This window comes from Mycobacterium sp. 134, from assembly GCF_048282715.1.
Taxonomy (GTDB): Bacteria; Actinomycetota; Actinomycetes; order Mycobacteriales; family Mycobacteriaceae; genus Mycobacterium; species Mycobacterium septicum.
Genome location: NZ_JBLVUN010000008.1, coordinates 6,263,735 through 6,279,735, shown reverse-complemented (window position 1 = coordinate 6,279,735; position 16,001 = coordinate 6,263,735). Strand labels below are relative to the sequence as shown.

Below are 16,001 nucleotides of genomic sequence, written 5' to 3'. Positions count from 1 at the left end.
CTCCGGGATACGCGGTGGGCGGTGTTTAGTTGGCGGGGACGGTGCGGGCCAGGAAGTCGAGTTGGTCGGTGATGACGCGCTCGAACGGTTCGCCGACGTAGATATCGAAGTGGCCGTCGGGGTAAAGCTTGATCTCGCCGGCGGGGGCGGTGCGGGCGTATTTGAGGGTAGGCCCGGCCGGGGCGACCGAGTCGGTGTCGCAGATCGCGAACAGGATCGGCGCGGTGATGTCGGCGGCGCGGCGGCCGGGGAAGTCGCGCACCAGGTGCAGCGAGATCCGGGCTGCAGCTCTGTTGTCGAAACCGCCGGCACCGTCAGCGGGTACCAGATTCAGGTAACCCGATTCGGCGTCCGGGGCGGTCATCAATGCGACCGTGCCGGGGGCTCCGGCGGTGGGCACCAGCAGCGGGTCAGCACCCAGGACGCCGCGGATTTGGTCGACGATGGCCAGCGCGGTCAGCCGGATCGAGGTCCAGGGCGGTATCGCCCGCGCGGAAGCCAGGCCGTTGGTGAACGGGCACTGGGCGATCACCGCGCTGACATGGCCGTCGTCGGCGGCGGTGGCGATCGCATGACCGCCACCAAATGAGGTGCCCCACACGATGATGCGGTTGCCATCTACCGACGGCAGGATGCGCGCGTAGGCCAGCGCAGCGGCGAAATCCTGACGCTGTTTGGTGATGTCGAGCAGCTGGCGGGGTCGGCCGTCGCTGTCGCCGAAGTGGCGGTAGTCGAACACCAGGCAGGCATAGCCGGCCGCAGCGAACCGTTCGGCGTAGGCATCCAGGCGCATGGTGCGCACACTGCCCAGTCCGTGGCCCATCACGATCACCGGCGGCGGGGTCGCAGTATCAGGCACGTACAGCCACCCGGTGCACTGTTCGCCGTGGGACGGGAACTGGATGGTGGTGCGTGTGGTCATGACCGAAACCTCCAGAAAGTGGATTCAACTCAAATAGTTGAGGTGACTCTAATATTAGAGTGGGTTATAGTCAACGCATGGTTCTGCCGTCAAAGCTCGAGGCGCCTCGAACGTCTACGCGGATGCAGCGCCGCGTCACCGAGATGCGCGCCCGGTTGGTCGACGTCGCCGAGACCTTGCTATTCGAGGGCGGCGCTCGGGCTGTGACTGCTGAAGTGGTAGCCCAACGGGCCGACGTGTCGCTGCAGACGGTCTACAACCGGGTCGGTGGTCATCAGGCGCTACTGCTGGCGGTGGCCGAACGGGCGCTTGAACAAACCCGGGAATTCATGCTGACCGCCTACGACGGCGACGGGTCCGTAGCCGAGCGGCTTCTCCAGGTTGGTGAGGCCTACATCCGACTGGCGTTCGACCGGCCGCAGGCATTCAAGATTTTCGCCAACCCGCCCGAGGATCCCGAATCCATCGAGAAAATCGCCGCACTGGCCACCGAACAGCACCAGCAACTGACCGAACTGCTGCGCGAAGGCATCGACACCGGCGAATTCACCGCTGACCTGCACCCCGAATCCGCCGCCACCGCCCTCTGGGGCATGCTCAACGGCATGCTGTCGGTCGCGTTGCGCACCGATGCCATGCGCCCGGACACCGTCACCCCGCAATCGCTGGTCCCCGCTGCGATCACCATCATCGAGACGGGCATCCTCAAGCGCTCCAACTAGCACATGCCACACCCAATGCCATTACCGCGCAACATTTTATGTTCATTCTTGTCCTGACGTGACGGCGCATTCGAGGACGAGTACGAACCCGCACAGACGACGGCGCTCTCAACCTCGGCATGCAGCGCACAAAGGTCCAGCACGCCTGATGGGCTCGGACAGCGACCCGCTGCCGGGAGCGAAACATCCTGAGCGGGGCTTTTGCAACCTAGATTGACAAGCTCTCGCGACACGCCCGAATCTTGTCAAAGTCGGTAGGCGTGTCTCGTCAATCTGCCCTGCATCTCGACAGGTGCTGAGATGCAGTGAAGATTAACGAGCTGACGATGATTGTTTAACACTTTGGTTAATCTGACTAACTATTTGTACTGACCTCATTGGTCAGGCCGGAGCTGTCGGGGCAGTGCACTCTGCACCCCTACGACCGAAATCTGCGACCGGATGCTGTAGTCGCGCGGGCCGACATTCACCCATTGTGGGGGCCCAGACCACACCGACCACAGCAAGGAAGTGTCGCCGCCATGCCCGCAACTACCGCCGCGAAACTACGCACGATCGCCAGTACGGTTCCCGTCGACGAGATTCTGTCGATCGTCCGCGAGGATGGCGGCGTCATCGTCAAAGGACTTCTCACACCGGATCAGGTCGCACGCTTCAATGCCGAGATCGACCCGGCCCTGCACGAGCTGAATCCCGGCTCGAAGCACGACACCGCAATCGTCGCGGAATTCCACGGCCGGAATACCAAGCGCCTCACCAACCTGATCAGCCGAAGCCAGACGTTCCGCCGCGAAGTGATCGATCACGACCTCGTTCATGCGCTGGCCGATGCGGTGTTTCTCGAAGAATCGGGAACCTACTGGATGACGACAGCCCAGGTGATCGAGATCGGTCCGGGCAACGCCGCCCAGATGCTCCACCGCGACCTGGAGAACTGGTTTCCGTTCGTCGGCATGGGGCCCGCTGGGCCCGAGGTGACCGTCAACTTCCTGATCGCCCTGACCGACTTCACCGAGGAGAACGGCGCCACCCGAGTGATCCCGGGCAGCCACAAATGGGATGACTTCGAGGACCGCGGCACGCCTGAGCAGACCATTCCAGCCGAGATGAGTGCTGGCGACGCGCTGTTCTTCAGCGGTAAGACCGCCCACGGCGGCGGCGCGAACCGCACTTCCGACGAGTACCGCCGTGCGGTCAGCTTCGCACTCAACCCCGGCTTCTTGGTGGGCGAGGAGGCCTACCCGTTCCTCGTCGACCGCGAACTCGCACGATCCCTTCCGCCCCGCGTGCAGAGCCTCATCGGATTCCGCTCGCAGTACCCGACCGGCTCTCCGGGACTGTGGCAGGTCGACTACAGCGAGCTCGCGGACTACCTCGAGCTCTAAGCGACGAGCGGGGCCAGACGGGCGGACCCGCTCCAACATCTCATCCGCCCGCCGGAAGCCTGCAGCCTGCAGAAGGACAAGCAAGGGAGTCGCGCGGTGGCGTTGGATAGTTCGCGTCTTGCGTTCGACCGTGCTCGTCGCAGTCTCGGCGGGGGCGTAGGGTCCGGTCTTCGCGCTACCATGCGTCCCCACCCGCTCTTCGTGCGGGAGGCGCGTGGCGCGTACGTCTGGGACTTGGACGGTGACCGATACCTCGATTACCTGATGGCATGGGGCCCGCTACTTCTCGGGCACGGTGATCCGCGCATCGTGGATGCAGTACGGCAGGTTGTCGGCGCGATGCAAGTGGTCGGCACGAGCCACGAGCTCGAGTACCTGGCTGCCGAGGCGGTGCTGGAGGCCGTGTCCCATGGCGAGCGGCTGCTATGGAGCAATACCGGGACTGAAGCGGTACAGGTGGCGCTGAGACTTGCGCGAGCAGCCACTGGCCGGCGGCGGATCGTGAAATTCGCCAAGAGCTACCACGGGTGGCACGACACCGTGTACGCCAGCCTTTCTGAGGGCGACGGCGGCAAGTCCGCGGTGCCGGCCAGCAAAGGACAGTCCCCCAGTGTGCTGGACGACCTGGTGGTGGCGAGCTTCAACGATGTCCACATGGCCGAACAGTTGCTGAGTGCGGCCGAGGAGCGCGACATCGCAGCAGTCCTACTGGACCCCGTGATGAGCAACGCCGGTGTCGAGGCTCCGGATCCAGACTTCCTGCAGACCCTGCGGGCCCTGTGCGATCGGCACGGAATTGTGCTCATCTTCGACGAAGTGATCGCCGGTTTCCGGCTGGCGCGTGGCGGCGCAGCCGAGAAATACGGTGTGTCGCCAGATCTTTCGGTGTTCGGGAAGGCGATGGCAGGTGGATTCACCCAGAGCGCCGTGGTCGGCCGCGCCGAGCTGGTGGATCAGGTCACCGATGGCGTCGTCCATGCCGGCACCTTCAATGGCAACCCGATCGCACTCGCTGCGGTTGAGGCGACAATGCGTGTTCTGGCAGACCCGGCCGTGTACGAGGAGTTGGAGAACCGGTCGTCTGAGTTCGCGAGCCTGGTCGGAGACGCGCTCGCATCAGTGCCGGACGGCGGCAGCCTCAACCGGGTCGGCTCGCTCCTACAGTACGTTCCCGCCGGCGGGAACACCGGACTCCACGGAACCGGCGGTCGCTGGGCTTCGATCCTGGACGGGATGGTGCGCCGTGGCTTCCTGTTCATGCCATCGGGCAAGGTCTTCCTCTCCACCGCGCACACCACCGCCGACGTCGAGGCGACCGCCGAGACTCTCAAGCACGTACTCCAGCAGACCTACACCACCCACGAAGAGACGAGGAACCATCGCTGAATCACACGATGTCGTCGCTCGCGATCTGTCCACCGTTGCGGGAGCTAGAGCCGTAGCCGCAGAATTCCGCTTCCAGCAGCACGACATCTTGACCGCGTTCGGCAAGCCGCAGTGCCGTCGCCATGCCGCCCATACCGCCCCCGATCACGGCGACATCGCACTTGAGGTCGCCGGTCAGGCTGGGTTGGATGTCGGCGGGCGGATCCACCCAGCCGGTGAAGGTGCTGTATTCGATGTTGTCGGTGCTCATGACAGTGCACTCACATTCTCGGTTGGTTTTGCGTCGACAGCCATGTTGTGGGCGTGCAGCGCGCGGTAGGCGAGGTAATAGACGAATCCCTGAGCTCCCCACGTCGTCAGCGCGGCGGTGAAGAAGATCGTGCGGAGTTCGTCGTCGAAGGGGAACGGGAAGAAGTCGTAGGTAATGGCGATGACGGTCCCCGCTGCCGTGACGAGTGCGGCCCAACCGGCGAGCCACTTTTCGCCAATGCCCCACAGCCGCTTGACGAAGTACGCGAGGAACAGCGTGGTGAGCAGGTTCATCGTGAGATAGAACGCGGCCGGACCGACATGGAGCGTCTTGTGGTCGAGTCCGCCCAGGAGTAAGCCGCCCACAATGGCGAGTCCGAAGGCGCCGATCTCGACGGCAAGGGTCGGCTTGTACCGATGGGTCACCGCCATCAGGCCCAGCACGAGGACGAGCGTGAAGCCGAACGATCGCGAGAACGCGTCGAGGAAGAAGGCCACGGAGAAGGGGATGTTGCCCGATTCGGCGCCCAGCAGCGACCCCACGAGGAAGTTCGTCGCCGATACACCGACGACCAAGCATTCAAGGCCGAGCAGCCAGTTGCCATAGTGCCGGAGGAACTTCCAGCCACAGTAGAAGCCGACGACGATCAGCCAGACATCGGCCAAGAGGAAGAGCATGTCCTTCATTGCCTTGGCTCCATTCGTGTTTGAGGTGGCCTCCACTTTCGCGAGCCGGTGACTCCAGTCACAACGACACTGCGCACCTGTTCGAGTGGCAGTCGGTGCACGGTGCACCCCGTGTGCACGCTGCACCCGCTCGGTCAAATGGCGGTGCGCGCTGTCGTAGTGAGCGACGCCGTACCTCAGCCACTGTGGACGTCACGAAGTCACCAGAACGACGAGGAGTTGGCAGCCATGACAACTGAGGTATTGGGCGAGGTCGCGGAGTTCGACGTCGTCATCATCGGAGCAGGAATCTCCGGGCTCGGCGCGGCAACGTACTTCACCCGCGAGCTCCCGGACAAGTCCCTCGTCGTTTTGGAGGGCCGCGACAACATCGGCGGCACGTGGGATCTCTTCCGCTACCCGGGAATTCGCTCTGACTCCGACCTGCACACCTTCGGCTACGAATTCAAGCCGTGGCGCCACGAGTCGGCGATCGCGGACGCGCACCTGATCCGGGAGTATCTGCAGGAAACGGTCGACGAGAACAACCTGGCGCGCCTCATCAAGTTCCGGCACCGCGTCGTGCAGTCCGAATGGTCCTCGTCGGACTCGAAGTGGACGCTCACCATCGAAGTGACCGACCCCGTCACCGGCTCGACTGCCACGAAGACGATCCGCACCGGGTGGGTTTTCGCGGCCACCGGCTACTACCGGTACGACCAGGGGTTCTCGCCGGAGTTTCCGGGCCGCGACGACTTCGCGGGTCTGATGGTTCATCCGCAGCACTGGCCGGAGAACCTCGACTACCACGGCAAGAAGGTAGTCATCATCGGCAGCGGCGCGACTGCCGTCACGATGGTGCCGGCGATGTTGACCGGCCCCGGCGCCGCCGGTCACGTGACGATGCTGCAGCGCACGCCCACCTACATCATGCCGATTCCTCGTGTCGACCGTCTTGCCGTCGCACTCACGAAACTGCTCGGCGCCAAGCGCGGATACGCGGTGACTCGGTTCAAGAACATCTGGATCGAACGCGGGATCGTCAAGGGGCTGCGTATGTTCCCGCACGCTGGGCGAAAGCTGATCCGCCGCGCGAACATCAAACGGCTCCCCAAGGGTTTCGACGTCGACAAGCACTTCAACCCGCCCTACAACCCATGGGACCAGCGGCTGTGCGCGGCGCCCGACGGCGACTTCTTCGACGCGATCTGCTCCGGCAACGCCGCCGTCGCCACCGATTCGATCGAGAGATTCAGTAAGCGCGGAATTGTGCTGCAGTCGGGCGAGGAGCTCGAGGCCGAGATCATCGTGACCGCGACCGGACTGAACATGCGGCTCTTCGACGGAATGCCGATCGTGGTCGACGGGCAGAAGGTGGACATCGCCGACTCCTTCGCCTATCGCGGGATGCTCCTGAGCGGAATCCCCAACTGGGCGATGGCCATTGGCTACACGACGTCGTCCTGGACTCTCAAGGTGAGCCTGATGTGCCGCTACTTCATCGACCTCGTCAGGCACATGGATGCTCATGGCTACGACCGGGCGGTCCCGGTCCCGCTGCCGGGAATGGATCGCAGGCCCGTGATGGACCTCCAATCCGGCTACGCCAAGCGCGGCGCGAAAATCCTGCCCAAGCAGGGCTCGGTCGCCCCGTGGCGGATGGCGATGTCGTATCAGGAGGACGCCAAGGCGCTGCGCGGTCCGGTCGCCGACGAGCACCTCGAGTTCGGGCTCAGCGAGAGGGCACACGCCCGTGTCTGACTCAGACCGGTACGCAACCCTCTCATCCGGACAGACGACCTGCTTCCGCGAGTCGGGAGGCAAGGCGGACCCCGCCATCCTGCTCATCGCCGGGCTAGGTGAGGACCTCACCTTCTGGACCGACTCATTCGTCGGATTGCTTGCTAACCAAGGGTTTCGGGTCATCGTCATGGATAACCGCGACGTCGGCCAATCAACGTTCGCGACCAACCCGGCACCCGCGATGTGGCGTCAGGTTATCGGGCGCCCACGCAGCGATGCTTACTCGATCGCGGACATGGCCTCCGATTGTGTCGGCGTACTCGACCATCTCGGGATCGGGCAGGTTCACCTCGTCGGACGATCCATGGGCGGAATGATCGCGCAGACGATCGCCGCGACCGAACCTCAGCGCGTGCTGTCCCTGACATCCATCTTCTCGACTACCGGGGCGAGCAAGGTCGGCCAGCCGGCGCTGTCGACGATTCGGCTGCTCGTCGCTGCACCACCCAAGAACAGAACCGCAGCCGTGCGCAACCACCTGCGAATCACGAGGCACATCGCCGGAACCGCGTACCCCATCGACGACGCCGAGGAAGCCGCGATCGCAGCACACGGCTGGGATCGCAGCGCCGGTGACACCGCTGCCGGTGTGGCGCGTCAGATTCAGGCGGTCCAGTGCTCCGGAGACCGCACTGCCCAGCTGAGCAGGATCACAGCCCCAACCTTGGTCATCAACGGTGACCGGGACCTGATGGTGAACCCCAGCGGAGGCATCGCAACTGCCAATGCGATCCGCTCGGCGCAGCACGTCGTCATCCCCGGCATGGGTCATCACATTCCGGAGGCCCTGGTCGATCCGATCACCCAATACATCGCGCAACACGCGGACCGCGTGAACAAAGGAGGAAACCATGTCGAAATCTGTTGAGAGCGGCTCCAATGCCGCTGAAGTCGAGGTCGTAATCGTCGGTGCGGGCTTCGCCGGCCTGAGCGCCGCAGACCGGCTCGTGAGTATGGGCGTGTCCGTGCTTGTCGTAGAAGGGCGGGACAGGGTCGGCGGCCGATCGTTCTCAGGCGAGGTAGCCGGTGTCAAGGTCGACCTCGGGGCAACATGGGTTGCCGAGCGCCACAACGCGATCCGCGATCTCATGGCGCGATTGGGATGTTCGTCGACCCCTCAGTTCGATGAAGGCCTCAATGTGCTGTGGATGGCCGGGCAACGCCAGACCTACACGGGCACGCTGCCGACGGTCGGTCCCGTGGACGTGGAGGATCTGGGCCGCATCCAATTGGCGCTGAACACATTGCTGGAGACCATCGAGGTCGATGCGGTGTGGAAATCTCCTGACGCCGGAAAGCTCGACGCGATGTCGTTCGGCGAATGGCTCGACCAGCAGCGGGCGACGACCAGCACACGTGCGCTGATGTACATCGTCACCAGGGTGCAGTGGGGCTGCAGCCCGCTCGACGTGTCTCTGCTGCATGTGTTGCGCTATATCGAGGCCGTGGGCGGGCTCGATCATATGCTCGCCGTCGAAGGCGGGCAGCAGGAGTATCGCGTCACCGAAACCACTCAAGAGATCGCCAGGCGGCTCGCCGCGCAACTCGGTGGAAGAGTTGTCCTGGATACCCGTGTTCGTCGGATCTCCCAAGACGACAACGGCGTCACGGTCTACACCGACTCGGCGACAATCAATGCCAAGTACGCCATCGTCACCGCAGCCCCCGAGCACCGGGCATACATCGAGTACCAGCCGGCCCTGCCGAACAAGATCAAGGGGCTCACGACCAGCTTCCCGATGGGCGCGCTGAGCAAGGCGTTCGTCGCGTACGACAAGCCGTTCTGGCGAGCGGAAGGGCTTTCCGGTGAGGCGCTGACCGATACCGTGCCGGTGTTCATCACCTTCGACGTCTCGCCCAGTGGCAGTGGACCGGGCATCCTGATGGTCTTCTGCACGGCTCGGGTGTACGACGGCTTCGGCCCGGAGGTTCGCCGGAAACTGGTTGTCAAACAATTGGTCGACCTGTACGGCGAGCAGGCGAACACCCCGATCGACTACGTCGACCATTGCTGGGGCACCGAACCGTTCGCGCCTGGTGGCCCACATCCGGCCGCGCCGCCCTACGCAACGGTGAGCTACGGTGACGCCCTCACCGAGCCGCACGGGCGCATCCACTGGGCCGGCACCGAAACCGCAGGCGAATGGGTCGGAACCATGAACGGCGCCATCCTGACAGGTCTGCACACCGCCGAGCAGGTCGCTGGACTTCTCGGCGTAGAAGAAGAATCCTCGGCGTAACTCCCGTTCGGCGCCTCGGAGTCAGAGGAGACTTGTCGGCATGGAGGATTTGTGGCCCCTGCCCACCGTCGAGGCCGCTGACGCAATCCGAACGCTGTGTCAGCGGCTCTTGACGGAGACGGATGCGATGACCGAGGTCATCGCGGGGGCCGCACTCATGGCGCAGTACGAGCCTGCCCTGCTTCCGGATGCATCGCTGGTCGAGGAGGACCGCTACCTCAACCGCTCCGATCTTGTCCAGTGGCTGACGTCGAACATCCAGCAACCGGGGCGAAGGGTCGAGCCCTACATCGGCCCGAGGATCGCGGAGTACATCCGCGACCTCGCATCCCGTGGCATCGCGCCTGATTTCGCTGAAGGATGGCGGGAGGCACTCGGTGTCGGATGGCGCCGATGGCTCGAAGAGTGCGTGGCGCACTGCACAGATCCGGCCCTGCTCGTCGACGTTCTCGACGTGTCGGCGAAGTCGCTGGTGCAGTACGCCCTCGACTCGGTTTCGGCCTTGCGCGAGGCCAGCCTTGCGGCCGCGATGGGTGACGCAAATGCCGACGCGATTGCGCTGATACAACTGATCGCCAGTGGGGCCCCCATGACCGAGGACCTCGCGGAAGGGCGCCTGAGGTACCGGTTGGCCCGCTCGCACGTCGGCCTCGTCTTGTGGACCGACGATCCTCAGCGGGCCAACGCGTTGGACGAGGCGGTCGCGGACGTGCGCTCCGCTTCGGCGGGGGGAAGCGCCCTGATAGCCCGGGCCACTGCTACCTCGCGCTGGATCTGGCTATCCGGGTCCGCGACACCTGACCTTCGCCACATCGAGAAGGTGGTGGCGAAGGCGGAGGATGTTCGAGCGGCCGTCGGAAGGCCGGGACGAGGACTCGACGGGTTCAGGTCCAGCCACCAAGACGCCCTCGCGGCCCAGGCACTTGTCGTTCGGCTCGGATCCGACCGGCGCTTCACGGTGTACGCAGACGTCGAGCTCATCGACAGCATCACGAAGGACCCTGCCAGCGCACGACGGTTCGTCACCAAGACTCTGGGCCCGCTGACCGAAGCAGACGAAGCGATACGGCAGGCGCTGCTGACCTACGTGCAGTGCGGCTTCAACACCACTCGGGCGGCGGCCAACCTTTACGCACACCGAAACACCGTCGAGCGCCGGGTATCGCGCGCCAACGAACTGTCCGCGGTCAAAGTGGAAGACAACCCCACACACGTCGCGGCCGCACTCCTGGTGCTGGAAATCGCGCCCGATATCACGGCGACCACACCCTTCTAAACGCAGAAGACGGCGCTTCAAACTGCCGACAGACGTTCGGCGACCAGCGGTCCGGCTGAAATCACCAGGAGCACTGCGCTGGGGTTTGCAGCGAAGATCAACGAGCGTCCGCGACAGCCGAAGTCTTGAGAAAGTACCTAGGCGAGTCCTGTCAATCTTCGCTCCATCTCGACAGCGGGAACTGTCGAGTTGCAACACAACTTAGCGGTTCCATCGAAACCGCCTTCTACCGCGGGCAATTCACCGATGACGAGTTCCAGCGACTGGCCGCACCTCGTGCACCCGACGCGGGTGGATCGACACATCGTGATAGTTGAGCAGCCCCGACGCCGGCCTGGTGCACCAGTTGGTCGGCGAGGCCGACGCCGTCGTGCACTTCGCCGCAGAAACCCACGTCGACAACGCCCTGGCCGACCCGCAGCCGTTCCTGCACAGCAACGTCATCGGCACCTTCGCAGTGCTGGAGGCGGTCCGCGCGCACGGGGCCCGGTTGCACCACATCTCCACCGACGAGGTGTACGGCGATCTCGAGCTCGAGGATCCGGCCCGGTTCACCGAGGGCACGCCCTATAACCCGTCGAGCCCCTACTCGGCGACCAAGGCCGCCGCTGATCTGCTGGTGCGGGCCTGGGTGCGGTCCTATCGGGTGCGCGCCACGATCTCGAACTGCTCCAACAACTACGGCCCCTATCAGCACGTGGAGAAGTTCATCCCGCGCCAGATCACCAACGTCCTGACCGGTCGGCGGCCCAAGCTCTATGGCACCGGCGCCAATGTGCGCGACTGGATCCACGTCGATGACCACAACCGTGCGGTGTGGCAGATCCTCATGGGCGGCCGGGTCGGGCAGACCTATCTGATCGGCGCCGAATGTGAGCGCAGCAATCTGACGGTGATGCGCACCCTGCTGCGGTTGATGGACCGCGACCCCGACGACTTCGAGCACGTCACCGATCGGGAGGGCCACGACCTGCGTTATGCCATCGACCCGTCGACACTGCACGACGAACTGGGCTGGGCGCCCAAACACACCGATTTCGACGAAGGCCTGGCGGCCACCATCGACTGGTATCGCAACAACGAATCCTGGTGGGGTCCTTTGAAAGACAACGTGGAGACCAACTACTCGGTGCGCGGCCAGTGACCGCACGCGAACTGACCATCCCCGGAGCATGGGAGATCACAGGTGCCTAACCGCGCCTACTTCCTTTGCTTCCAACCCTGCTGACTGCAGCCCGCCTGCGCGGAGATCGATGAGATAGAACTCCGTCGACTGCGTACGCATTGGCATTTCCCTGCGGAACATGCCCACGGAAACCGCCTATTAAAAGCGCTAGGGCAACGCTTGGCGCGCTTTGCCCACCAGTCGTGGGCGTGCAGAAGTCCCGGCTATGCCGTTATGAGCTCGCACTTTTCCAAATCAGCACGGCGACCCGCTTCATAGGCGGGGAACGAGTTGGGATAGGCGGTGATTCAGGACCTTCCGCGTCGGCGAGCCCTCCCGCAGGTGAGGCCCGGCAGTTGGCAGACGTCGCCTGAAAAGCGGCTCCCGCCGGGAGCGGTCCACTGCCAAACCCGCGCGGGCGGCCCTTGGCGGGGAGCGCGAATGTCCGGGGGGACAGCTGTTCACCGGCGTCACCCGGACCTGGTGAGTCATCTCGCGTCGCGGGGCGCCGGAGGCCGACCCCCCGGGCCTGTGCAGTCGCAGCAACCAATGAGCTACCGCGTCCGTGTTAGCCAGAACGTGACATGTGGGGACTATCTACCGGTCGCCGCACGCGCCGGCGGGAAATCACGAATTTGCCCAATTCTCATTGTCTAAAAATGGGAAACGCGTCGCCGATTTTGAATCGAATTTGGGCGGTAATTTACGCCGCCGTTCGTATATAGACTTCGCTGTGAAGCTGTGCGGAACGGGCTGATGAGGTGACGCATGACATGGTTTACTCTTCAACGACCAAGCTGACTCCGTGAGGCGTCATGCGTATTCGCTGCACCTGTACCGGGTGGGGTGATAGTGGAGGAGATCTACGATTTTTCGGTTTTTGAAGCGGTTGTGGATTCCGTTACTCGCGGTCGTGGTGATCTCCGCCGCGGGATTTACCGTTTCGCGCCTGCACACTATCTTTGGCAGTGACAAGCGTGCTACGTACGCCGACACCCAGGTCAATGATACGAAGCCATTTGACCCCAAGAAGCTGACATACGAAGTATTCGGGGCGCCGGGAACGGTGGCAAATATCAGCTATTTCGATGTTAATGCCGATCCGCAATTCATAAAGAAAGTCAGCCTGCCGTGGATTCTGGAATTCGATATCACAAAGACCACCGCTGTCGGAAGCGTCATGGCGCAAGGAGACAGCAATAACATCGGCTGCCGCATCACCGTCGACAATGAGGTCAAGGCCGAGAAGTCCTCGAATCAGATAAATGCCTTCACATCGTGTCTGCTGAAGGCTGCATGAGCGATAAAAACATGGATACAGACCAACAATCCAGGCCGCGACTGGCTTCGATGATTCGCCGGTTCTCACCCCTGATCATCCTGGGGTGGGTGGCGATCACGGTGCTGGTGACTGTGGCCGTTCCTCCACTCGAGGTGGTCGAGCGCGACCATTCGGTGTCGCTCAGCCCGCCGGATGCGCCGGCGGTCAAGGCGATGACCCGTATGGGCGAGTTGTTCCAGGAGTCCAATTCGGAGAGCGTGGCAGTCATCGTCCTCGAGGGCGAGGAGCCCCTCGGCGACGACGCTCACAGGTACTACGACAGCCTCGTCAGTCAGCTGAAGCAAGACCCCGAGCACATCCAGCACATTCAGGACTTCTGGGGTGATCCGCTCACCGCCGGTGCCGCGCAGAGCGCCGACGGCAAAGCCGCCTACGTGCAGTTGAACCTGCACGGAAGTTTCGGACAGGCCGCGGCGAACGAATCGGTCCAGGCGGTCCAGGATGTCGTCAAGCGCACGGAAGCGCCGCCCGGGATCACGACATATGTCACCGGTCCGGCCGCGATCGTCGCCGACATGGGCCAGAGCGGCAACCGCACGGTCATCCTCATCACGCTGGTCAGCATCGGGGTGATCTTCCTGATGCTGCTCCTGCTCTACCGATCGTTCATCACCGTCATCATCCTGCTGTTCACGGTCGGGATCGAGCTGCAGGTGGCCCGTGGGTGCGTTGCCTTTCTCGGCCTGCACGGGCTCGTCGGCCTCACCACCTACGTGGTCAATCTGCTTGTCTCGGTGGGCATTGCGGCCGGAACCGACTACGCGATCTTCTTCACCGGTCGATATCAGGAGGCCAGGCAATCCGGTGAGGAACGAGAGGCGGCGTACTTCACCGCCTACCGAAGTGTCGCCAAGGTCGTCCTCGCCTCAGGCGTGACGATCGCGGGAGCGATCGCCTGCCTGAGTTTCACGCGGCTGCCGTACTTCCAGCCCCTCGGAGTCCCCGGCGCGGTCGGCATTCTGATAGCGGTGGCGGTGGCGCTGACGTTGGTGCCGGCCTGTATCGCGGCGGGCAGCCGGTTCGGCATCTTCGACCCCAAGCGTCCGGTCGTCACCCGCCGATGGCGGCGTATCGGTACCGCCGTCGTCCGCTGGCCGGCCCCGATCCTGCTCGCCACCCTCGCGGTGGCCCTCATCGGCTTGTTGACGCTGCCGGGGTACAACCCGAGTTACAGCGACCAGAAATACATTCCACAGGATATTCCGGCCAACCAAGGGTTCGCGGCGGCCTCTCGCCATTTCCCGGAATCGAAGATGACGACGCCCGATCTCTTGTTGGTCGAGGCTGATCATGATATGCGGAATCCAACCGATTTGCTGATCTTGAACAAGCTGGCCAAGGCGGTGTTCGCGGTTCCTGGAATTGCGAATGTGCAATCCATAACGCGGCCGGAGGGAACTCAGATCGAACATTCTTCGATCCCGTTCATGCTGAGCATGTCCAATGCCAGCCAGCGCCTCTCCCTGCCGTTCCAGAAGGAGCGGATGGAGGATCTGGTCAAACAGGCCGACGATATGTCGACGACGATCAGCCTGATGCAGCGGATGTACGAACTGATGCAGCAGATGGTCGGCACCACTCACCGCATGGTCGGTACCACCCATGACCTGCAGTCCGATATGGGTGAATTGCGCGACCATATGGCGGATTTCGACGATTTCTGGCGACCGTTGCGCAATTACCTCTATTGGGAGCCGCATTGCTTTGACATTCCACTCTGCTGGTCGATCAGATCGATATTCGACGGGCTCGACGGTATCGACGAGGTGACGACCAAAATGCAGGGATTGGTCAAGGAACTCGACCAATTGGACCTGCTCATGCCGCAGATGCTGCTGCAGTTCCCACAGATGATCGCCACCATGCAGAGCACGCGAACCATGATGCTGACGATGCACAGCACGATGTCCGGGCTCTTCACCCAGATGGATGATTCCAGCGACAACTCCACCGCCATGGGAAAGGCCTTCGACGCGTCGAACAACGACGACTCGTTCTATCTGCCGCCGGATGTCCTGGAGAACAAGGACTTCCAGCGCATCATGAAGATCTTCCTGTCCCCGGACGGGAAGGCCGCGCGCATGCTGATCACTCAACGTAGCGATCCCGCGACGCCCGAAGGTATTTCCCGGGTCGAGCCGATGCGGATCGCGGCCGAGGAGGCCCTCAAGGGCACCCCGCTGGAGAGTTCCAAGCTCTACCTGGCCGGTACCGCGGCGGGGGTGAAGGACCTGGTCGACGGATCGAAGATCGACCTTCTGATCGCGGGCGTCACCGCCCTGGCCCTCATCTTCCTGATCATGGTGCTGATGACGCGTAGCTTTGTCGCGGCTCTGGTCATCGTGGGCACGGTGGCGCTGTCACTGGGGGCGTCCTTCGGCCTGTCCGTGCTGGTGTGGCAGTACATCCTTGGGATCCAGATCAACTGGGTGGTGCTGGCGATGTCCGTCATCGTCCTGTTGGCGGTGGGTTCGGATTACAACCTGCTGCTGGTTTCGAGGATGAAGGAAGAGATCCACGCGGGCATCAACACCGGCATCATCCGGGCGATGGCGGGGACCGGCAAGGTCGTGACGGCCGCGGGTCTGGTGTTCGCGGCCACGATGGCGTCGATGATCGTCAGTGACCTGCTCACGATCGGTCAGGTGGGCACCACGATCGGCCTCGGATTGCTGTTCGACACGCTGATCGTGCGTGCGTTCATGACCCCGTCGATCGCAGCGCTTCTGGGCCGCTGGTTCTGGTGGCCCCAGCAGGTGCGTCCGCGTCCGGCCAGTGCGATGCTGCGGCCGATGGGTCCGCGTCCGCTGGTGCGCAACTTGATGTTGAGGGATTAGCGGCGGCT

General features: G+C 63.4%; 11 protein-coding genes and 2 pseudogenes. 10 read left to right on the top strand and 3 right to left on the bottom strand.

Features of this window, described 5'->3' with window-relative positions; translation table 11 throughout:
- Nucleotides 1–25: 25 nt before the first annotated feature.
- Nucleotides 26–922, bottom strand: coding sequence for an alpha/beta hydrolase (locus ACNQVK_RS34820; protein ID WP_418033400.1), 897 nt, complete (start codon nucleotides 920–922; stop codon nucleotides 26–28).
- A 77-nt stretch (nucleotides 923–999) separates the two neighbouring features.
- On the opposite strand from ACNQVK_RS34820, the gene ACNQVK_RS34815 reads away from it, so the two are divergent.
- The 3 genes from ACNQVK_RS34815 to ACNQVK_RS34805 all read left to right on the top strand — a co-directional run bounded on the left by ACNQVK_RS34815 (nucleotide 1,000) and on the right by ACNQVK_RS34805 (nucleotide 4,415).
- On the top strand, nucleotides 1,000–1,644 hold the full coding sequence (locus ACNQVK_RS34815) for a TetR/AcrR family transcriptional regulator (RefSeq protein WP_418033398.1): 645 nt from the start codon (nucleotides 1,000–1,002) through the stop codon (nucleotides 1,642–1,644).
- A 521-nt stretch (nucleotides 1,645–2,165) separates the two neighbouring features.
- Nucleotides 2,166–3,029 carry a phytanoyl-CoA dioxygenase family protein gene (locus ACNQVK_RS34810; protein ID WP_418033396.1) on the top strand — a complete coding sequence of 288 codons (864 nt, stop codon included), beginning with the start codon at nucleotides 2,166–2,168 and terminating at the stop codon, nucleotides 3,027–3,029.
- A gap of 180 nt (nucleotides 3,030–3,209) precedes the next feature.
- Nucleotides 3,210–4,415: an aspartate aminotransferase family protein gene (locus ACNQVK_RS34805; RefSeq protein ID WP_418033394.1), complete on the top strand. Its 1,206-nt coding sequence runs from the start codon at nucleotides 3,210–3,212 to the stop codon at nucleotides 4,413–4,415.
- 22 nt (nucleotides 4,416–4,437) lie between these two features.
- Here the strand turns inward: ACNQVK_RS34805 and ACNQVK_RS34800 are convergent.
- Both ACNQVK_RS34800 and ACNQVK_RS34795 read right to left on the bottom strand, forming a co-directional pair.
- Nucleotides 4,438–4,650: pseudogene (locus tag ACNQVK_RS34800) on the bottom strand (FAD-dependent oxidoreductase); the annotation flags it as partial.
- An 11-nt stretch (nucleotides 4,651–4,661) separates the two neighbouring features.
- Nucleotides 4,662–5,351, bottom strand: coding sequence for a transporter (locus ACNQVK_RS34795; RefSeq protein WP_418033392.1), 690 nt, complete (start codon nucleotides 5,349–5,351; stop codon nucleotides 4,662–4,664).
- A 228-nt stretch (nucleotides 5,352–5,579) separates the two neighbouring features.
- On the opposite strand from ACNQVK_RS34795, the gene ACNQVK_RS34790 reads away from it, so the two are divergent.
- The 7 genes and pseudogenes from ACNQVK_RS34790 (at nucleotide 5,580) to ACNQVK_RS34760 (ending at nucleotide 15,993) form a co-directional block, all read left to right on the top strand.
- On the top strand, nucleotides 5,580–7,091 hold the full coding sequence (locus ACNQVK_RS34790) for a flavin-containing monooxygenase (protein WP_418033390.1): 1,512 nt from the start codon (nucleotides 5,580–5,582) through the stop codon (nucleotides 7,089–7,091).
- Nucleotides 7,084–8,001, top strand: coding sequence for an alpha/beta fold hydrolase (locus ACNQVK_RS34785; RefSeq protein ID WP_418033388.1), 918 nt, complete (start codon nucleotides 7,084–7,086; stop codon nucleotides 7,999–8,001). Before ACNQVK_RS34790 ends, ACNQVK_RS34785 begins: the two co-directional genes overlap by 8 nt.
- Complete coding sequence (locus ACNQVK_RS34780) at nucleotides 7,985–9,373, top strand: flavin monoamine oxidase family protein (protein WP_418033386.1); 1,389 nt, start codon at nucleotides 7,985–7,987, stop codon at nucleotides 9,371–9,373. Before ACNQVK_RS34785 ends, ACNQVK_RS34780 begins: the two co-directional genes overlap by 17 nt.
- Before the next feature lie 40 nt (nucleotides 9,374–9,413).
- Nucleotides 9,414–10,649 carry a PucR family transcriptional regulator gene (locus ACNQVK_RS34775; protein ID WP_418033385.1) on the top strand — a complete coding sequence of 412 codons (1,236 nt, stop codon included), beginning with the start codon at nucleotides 9,414–9,416 and terminating at the stop codon, nucleotides 10,647–10,649.
- A gap of 325 nt (nucleotides 10,650–10,974) precedes the next feature.
- Nucleotides 10,975–11,793, top strand: a pseudogene (gene rfbB, locus ACNQVK_RS34770) (dTDP-glucose 4,6-dehydratase); the annotation flags it as partial.
- Nucleotides 11,794–12,694: 901 nt separating this feature from the next.
- On the top strand, nucleotides 12,695–13,114 hold the full coding sequence (locus ACNQVK_RS34765) for an MmpS family protein (protein WP_055110858.1): 420 nt from the start codon (nucleotides 12,695–12,697) through the stop codon (nucleotides 13,112–13,114).
- Nucleotides 13,111–15,993, top strand: coding sequence for an RND family transporter (locus ACNQVK_RS34760; protein ID WP_418033383.1), 2,883 nt, complete (start codon nucleotides 13,111–13,113; stop codon nucleotides 15,991–15,993). The genes ACNQVK_RS34765 and ACNQVK_RS34760 overlap by 4 nt, the downstream gene beginning before the upstream one ends.
- Nucleotides 15,994–16,001: the final 8 nt, after the last annotated feature.